Annotated in this window: 7 protein-coding genes; 2 read left to right on the top strand and 5 right to left on the bottom strand. The window is 66.1% G+C overall.

Annotation, left to right across the window (positions count from 1 at the left end):
• The first annotated feature begins 297 nt into the window (after positions 1 to 297).
• The gene (gene tnpC / locus Q7A36_RS38030) at positions 298 to 1,665 is read left to right on the top strand and encodes an IS66 family transposase (protein WP_305108998.1); all 1,368 of its coding nucleotides are present in this window, start codon (positions 298 to 300) and stop codon (positions 1,663 to 1,665) included.
• 9 nt (positions 1,666 to 1,674) lie between these two features.
• Positions 1,675 to 2,298, top strand: a complete 624-nt coding sequence (locus Q7A36_RS41915; RefSeq protein ID WP_370655788.1) for an HWE histidine kinase domain-containing protein — start codon at positions 1,675 to 1,677, stop codon at positions 2,296 to 2,298.
• Here Q7A36_RS41915 and Q7A36_RS38025 read toward each other — a convergent pair.
• The 5 genes from Q7A36_RS38025 to Q7A36_RS38005 form a co-directional block, all read right to left on the bottom strand.
• Complete coding sequence (locus Q7A36_RS38025; protein ID WP_305108999.1) at positions 2,262 to 2,774, bottom strand: ISAs1 family transposase; 513 nt, start codon at positions 2,772 to 2,774, stop codon at positions 2,262 to 2,264. The two genes, Q7A36_RS41915 and Q7A36_RS38025, sit on opposite strands and share 37 nt — an antisense overlap.
• A gap of 29 nt (positions 2,775 to 2,803) precedes the next feature.
• Entirely contained in the window at positions 2,804 to 3,391 is a 588-nt protein-coding gene (locus Q7A36_RS38020) for an ISAs1 family transposase (RefSeq protein WP_305108997.1), read from the bottom strand.
• Positions 3,392 to 3,695: 304 nt separating this feature from the next.
• Entirely contained in the window at positions 3,696 to 4,028 is a 333-nt protein-coding gene (locus Q7A36_RS38015) for a hypothetical protein (protein ID WP_305108996.1), read from the bottom strand.
• A gap of 31 nt (positions 4,029 to 4,059) precedes the next feature.
• Positions 4,060 to 4,710 (bottom strand): methyl-accepting chemotaxis protein, encoded by a 651-nt coding sequence (locus Q7A36_RS38010; RefSeq protein ID WP_370655787.1) that lies wholly within the window; start codon positions 4,708 to 4,710, stop codon positions 4,060 to 4,062.
• Between the two features lie 57 nt (positions 4,711 to 4,767).
• Positions 4,768 to 5,478, bottom strand: coding sequence for an IS6 family transposase (locus Q7A36_RS38005; protein WP_305108995.1), 711 nt, complete (start codon positions 5,476 to 5,478; stop codon positions 4,768 to 4,770).
• Positions 5,479 to 5,683 lie beyond the last annotated feature (205 nt).

Here is a 5,683-nt window from a genome sequence, read left to right as displayed (position 1 = left end):
ATCCGTCTGGGGTGCCAACCTCTATGCTGATGTCCGCTCGGTCCTTGAGACCGCCCGACGACGTGGCCTCGGCATTCTTCAGGCCCTCCGCCTTACCCTTGACGGAAAGCCTTTGCTGACGGCGGCGTGAGCCCGCTTGCTCGCCACTGCCTCATCACGTCCTCAAACCGCTCGACGTGCCCAAGGAGCGTGAGCAATTACGCATCAGTACCTGCTCATCCCCGGTCTCGAACTGGTGTGTTTCACACGGGCGGAGATTGCTTGACGCGCTGCGGGTGGGGCTGATTCAAGCTTGGGATGGACCGGCTACCTGAGCTGTCGTCACTGTCGCACGCGGAAAAGGACACGCTGATCCATGCGCTGTGGGCGCAGGTTCAGGCGCTGACGGCGCGGGTGGCGGAGCTGGAGGCCAAGCTCAGCGTTCCACCGAAGACGCCAGACAACTCGAGCATGCCGCCCTCGCAGGGCAAGAAGGCGAGCCGCAGCGACCAGCCGGCCCGCAGCGGCCCGCGACAGGGCAGCCTCGGGCGCAAGGGCGGCGGACGGCGGCTCTGCGAGGCACCGGACGAGACCGTCATCGCGCGGCCGTGCTGCTGCGCACAGTGCGCGGCGCCGCTAACCGAGACCGACCTGACGCTGGCGGCGCGCTTCGACAAGATCGACCTGCCGAAGGTGGTGCCGGTGGTGACGCGGGTGGAGCATTATGCCGGGCACTGCCGCGGCTGCGGCGCCACGACCCTGGCGCCGTTGCCGGAGGGACTGGAGCCGGGCACGCCGTTCAGCCTGAACATCGTCGCACTGGCGATATATCTGCGCTTCGTCCATCACGTCAGCTACCGGCGGCTGACCCGGCTGATGCTCGACCTGTTCGGGCTGGCCATCAGCGAGGGCGCCCTCGACGCCGCACTGCGGCGCGCCAAGCCGGGCTTCGATGCCGAGACCGCTGCCATTCTGGCCCGCCTGCGCCGCTCTCGCGTCGTCGGCTCCGACGAGACTGGTGTGCGCGTCGATGGCCGTACCGGCTGGAACTGGGTGTTCCAGAACGCCGAGGTGGTGATCCACGTGATCCGCCAGAGCCGCGGTGCCGGTGTGGTCCGCGAGGTGATGGGTGGCCACCGCCCGGCGATCTGGGTCTCCGACCTCTACAGCGCCCAACGGGGCCATGCCGCCGCCTGGCAGATCTGCCTGGCGCACCAGTTGCGCGACTGCCGCTACGCCATCGAGGCGGGAGACACCGTCTTCGCCCCGCGCATGAAGGCGCTGCTGCTCCGCGCCGTTGTGCTGGCCCGCCGCCATCGCAGCCTCGCCGAGAGCACACGTCGCCAATACCGGTGCCGCCTCGAGCGCGACCTCGACGCCATCATGGCCTTGACCCCCGCCCATCGCCACGGGCAGCGATTGCGCAAGCGCTACGGCCTGCTGCGCGAGCACCTCTTCACCTTCCTCGACCATCCCGAGGTCAGCGCTGACAATAACTCCTCCGAGCGCGATCTCCGCCATACCGCCACTTACAGGAAGGTCACCGGTGGCTTTCGCTCCACCTGGGGCGCCGATCTCTTCGCCGCCGTCCAGTCCGTCATCGGCACCGCAGCTCGACGTGGCATCGATGCCTACCAAGCCATTCGCGCCACCCTACAGGGTCAATCCGTCCTCGCCCCGGGTTGAGCAGGTACCTTGCTCCTGACCCCTGCGGAGGACGCGAAGGCGTTCCGGGCCGCGGTGCAAGCGCGAGTGACGGCCCTGGCGCGCGCGCACACCCTTTTGGCGAAGGAGGGTTGGCGAGCTGCCGACCTTCGCACCCTGCTTAACGCGGAGGTATCACCCCACGCTGCCGTCTCGGGTAGTGTGTGTCTGAACGGGCCAGCAGTGGAGATCGCCGCGGCTGCGGTGCAGCCAATCGCCATGTTAGTCCACGAACTTGCGACCAACGCAGCCAAGCATGGAGCACTGTCGTTCCCTGGTGGCGCGGTGGAGGTGCGCTGGATGGTCGAGCCGCTGGCATCGGGAGGAACACTGCGCCTGCGTTGGGCGGAGGCCAGTGGCTCGCCAGTTCATGGCATCCCTGCTCGTAAGGGCTTTGGCTCGCGTGTGATTGAGACAACGGTGCGCCGTCAGCTAGGTGGGACGATCGGCCAGAGGTGGGAGGCGACGGGTCTCGTCGTCGAAGTCTCGGTCCCGCTCGCGCGTGTGCTGTTGGATCATCACGGGCGGCTGGGGTTGGATGCGGCGAAGTTCGAAACCGCGCCATACTCCAGGGCTGTTCAACGCTGTGGAATGTTGAGGAGGCCGAGGAGGTAATCGACGCCACCGATGGCGGCGCGATAGCGGTCCTGCGGGAGTGAGCTTCGGCGGTTGGCCTTGAGGATGTTGAAGGCGAAGCTGCGGAGACGGGCGAAGAGACCTGGATTGCAGCGAATGCGGGAGCGGTCCTCACCCATGGTGACGTCGCGGGTGTAGTGCGAGGTGTTCTCGATCTTCCAATGGTCCCGGATGGCAGAGGCGGCGCGAACGGCTGGGATCGCGGTGGTGGCGAGATAGAAGGCGGTCTCGGAAGAGCGGCTCCAGAGACCGGTCTTGGCGCTGCGGGCGAGGACGTCGCGCTCGACGCGGATCACGGCACCGATGAGGGATGCCCACTCGGTGTCGGTGAAGGCGGCGGCGGCATCGAAGACGGTGACGCTGCGCTCCTCCTGGCGGTTGCGCCCCCGATCACGGCTACTGGCCGCGGAAAGCGGGGCGGCGCTGGCGCAGAGGTCCTTGGCCTGCTGATGCAGGGTGGGCTGGTTGTCCTTGACCTGTATGATCAGGTCGGCGCCGGCCTTGGCGCCGAGCTCGAAGGTTTCCTCTGGCAGTGCAGGGCGTCGAGCGTGACCAGGTGGCCAGCCAGGCCGAGTTCGGCGAGCAGCGCCTGGGCGGCCGGGATCTCGTTCGATTTCTCGTCGACCTCGCTGTGCGCCAGCACAAGCGCGGTGTCGGTGGCGAACATGCCGAGCAGGTGCGCAGCGGCGCGGTCACGGAACGCGTCGAAGCTGCCGCGCAGGGTCTTGCCGTCGATCGCCAGACTACCACCGCCCGGCTTGGCGTGGGCCGCCTGCAACAGCTTGGCGTGGCCACGGAAGGCTGCCTCCACCGCGTCACTGTCCAAGCCTTGTAGGATGTAGCGGATAGCGGTGTGCGCCGGCGCTCGCCGCCAGGTCAGGCCGAACACCTCGTTCAGCCGGGGGCGGTGCATCTCGATGAAGGTGACGATGCTGCGGTACGAGTTGCCGCCGCTGACGATGGCAAGGATGGAGAACAGCAGGACGTGCGCCAGCTGGTAGACCTTGCCCTCCGCCCGGCGGTGATCGGGCACCTCCTCCAGCAGACCCAGCAGCGGCGCAAACGCGGTCACGGCAACCTCCCCTCGGTTGCCGCCCTATGAGTCAGAGGTTTGCCGATCCGGGAAGCCCGTCATCATCCCGCCGGCGCCGTTCGCATCCGACCTGTGGCAGCGAGGACTCACCCCCCGCTACCGCACAGCGTTGAACAGCCCTGCGCCATACTCGGAGCTGGGTTGGTAGCATGGTTCTGGGCGTGGTTTAGAATCGGCCAGTTTCAGGTCATAGCAGTTTTTAGTGCGGCGATTAGACCGCGGCTGTCGCCGTCAGCATCGGACCGGACCGCATGAGCTGATCGACAGTCTTTTCAACGGCGTTCTACGGGAGGCCTACCTCCGCGGCCGGGCGCACGCCGTTTACCGGCGGCAAAAATACGATCGCGGTGTATTTCCCGCTCGACGCATCGCTAAAGAGCCGCTCACACAGGATAGCATCTGCGTTGCGGTGAATGGCCCGTGCTTGGCCATGGACAATACTAAACGCCTCGGCAGTCAGCGGCGAAACTTCATCTTCGAGAACCGGCCGAGACAGAGTGCCAGAAGCCAGCGGCACTCTTGGCTCGATTCGGCAGCCCTCAGGCAGGTTGACTTTTCGAACGACACTGTCGATCGCAGCGTAGTGTTGTAGAAACGGATTGCCTTGGACAAGCATCGGTTTCTCCCTATGCTGACAGGTTCGCTGGTTAGGCAGCGCGCACGTCACGCAGGAAATCACTCACCTCGGTGTCGAGCGTTCTGGCTTGGCCCCCGAGTTCCTCCGAAGCGCTGGCTACCTCGCCGGCTGCGGCGCTGGCCTCTGTAGCGGCACGGCTGACCGCTCCGATCGCACCCGAGACGCTCCGCGTGCCGGCGGCGGCCTGCTGCACGCTGCGGGCGATCTCGGAGGTGGCCGAGCCCTGCTCCTCGACGGCCGCGGCAATGGCAGTTGCGATCTCGCTCACCTCGGCGATGCGCGCCCCGATCGCCTGGATCGCATCCACCGCATCGCCCGTAGCGGACTGCATGCTGCCGACCTGCGCGGCGATTTCTTCGGTGGCCTTGGCAGTCTGGGCGGCGAGGTTCTTGACCTCGGAGGCAACCACCGCGAAGCCCTTGCCGGCCTCGCCGGCGCGGGCCGCCTCGATGGTGGCGTTGAGGGCGAGCAGGTTGGTCTGCCCGGCGATGGTGGTGATCAGGTGCATGATTTCACCGATGCGCTGGGCGCCCTCGGCGAGGCCGCGGACGACCTCGTCGGTGCGGCGGGCTTCGGCGACGGCCTGGCCTGCGACCCTGGAGCTCTGCGAGACCTGGCGGGTGATCTCGGCGATGGAGGCCGAGAGCTCCTCGGCGGGCATTGTCAAGTTGTTGGAATAATGGACGCGCTTGAACACACGGCACGACGCCCCTTGCGTTTACGCCGCCATTTGGACGCACGTCTCCTGCCGCCACACTCGGAAGGCTTCGGCGCGTGCATCCCGGTACTCAGCAGCGGTCATCAGGTGCCGCCGCAGACGGAAATGGCCGTAGATCATGGCGTGGAATGACAGAAAGCGCTGCGCCTGCTCCGCCGACTTGAACCGCTGCATCTGTCGCTCCCGCCGTCGCGTTGGCCGGTGTGAGTTCTCCGCTCTGTTGTTCAGGTGCCGACTGGTTCGGTGCTTCACCTCGGGCATCAGCTCGCGTTGCGCAACCCCGTAGCTGCGCAGGCCATCGGTGACGAGGCGCTTCGGTTTGTACTTCAGGCCAGCCAGCAGGCGCTTGAAGAAGCGCTTGGCGGCCGTGGCATTCCGCCGATCCTGCACCAGAATGTCGAGCACGACGCCGTGCTGGTCCACGGCACGCCAGAGATAATGCAACTCGCCATTGATCTTCAGAAACACCTCATCGAGGTGCCAAGTGTCGCCCGGCTTGGGCCGTCGTCTCCGGAGCTTGCGGGCGAAGTCGGCCCCGAACTTCAGGCACCACTGGCGAATGCTCTCGTGACTGACCGTGATGCCTCGCTCGGCGAGGATGAGTTCCACCTCTCGAAAGCTCAGGCCGAAGACGTGGTAGAGCCAGACGGCTTGGCTGATGATCTCGGCCGGGAAGCGGTACCCGGGGTAGGTGGCGGGCTCGGGCGTCATCTCGTCAGCATGCCCCAGCCCCTTCGTTCCGGCTAGAGACCGCGAACTTGACAATGCCCTCATCACGATACAACTTATTGGCATAATTTCGGTTCCCACCAAGCAGCGCCCTAGTTTGGTCATCCGCTGCTAAAGGTCTGCTCGCCGCTTGAAAATGCCCGTGCATGAACAAATGCGAAAGCGCGCAGCATGCCGCTAGGCGGCC

The organism is Paracraurococcus lichenis (assembly GCF_030657435.1).
Taxonomy (GTDB): Bacteria; Pseudomonadota; Alphaproteobacteria; order Acetobacterales; family Acetobacteraceae; genus Paracraurococcus; species Paracraurococcus lichenis.
Note: the sequence above shows the minus strand (reverse complement) of the source record. Positions and strands in the feature narration are given on the sequence as shown.

Bases quoted from the DNA above. Each gene is read 5' to 3' on its own strand.
- tnpC (WP_305108998.1), top strand. From the start codon at position 298: ATGGACCGGCTACCTGAGCTGTCGTCACTGTCGCACGCGGAAAAGGAC.
- Q7A36_RS38015 (WP_305108996.1), bottom strand. From the start codon at position 4,028: ATGCTTGTCCAAGGCAATCCGTTTCTACAACACTACGCTGCGATCGAC.
- Q7A36_RS38010 (WP_370655787.1), bottom strand. From the start codon at position 4,710: ATGCCCGCCGAGGAGCTCTCGGCCTCCATCGCCGAGATCACCCGCCAG.
- Q7A36_RS38005 (WP_305108995.1), bottom strand. From the start codon at position 5,478: ATGACGCCCGAGCCCGCCACCTACCCCGGGTACCGCTTCCCGGCCGAG.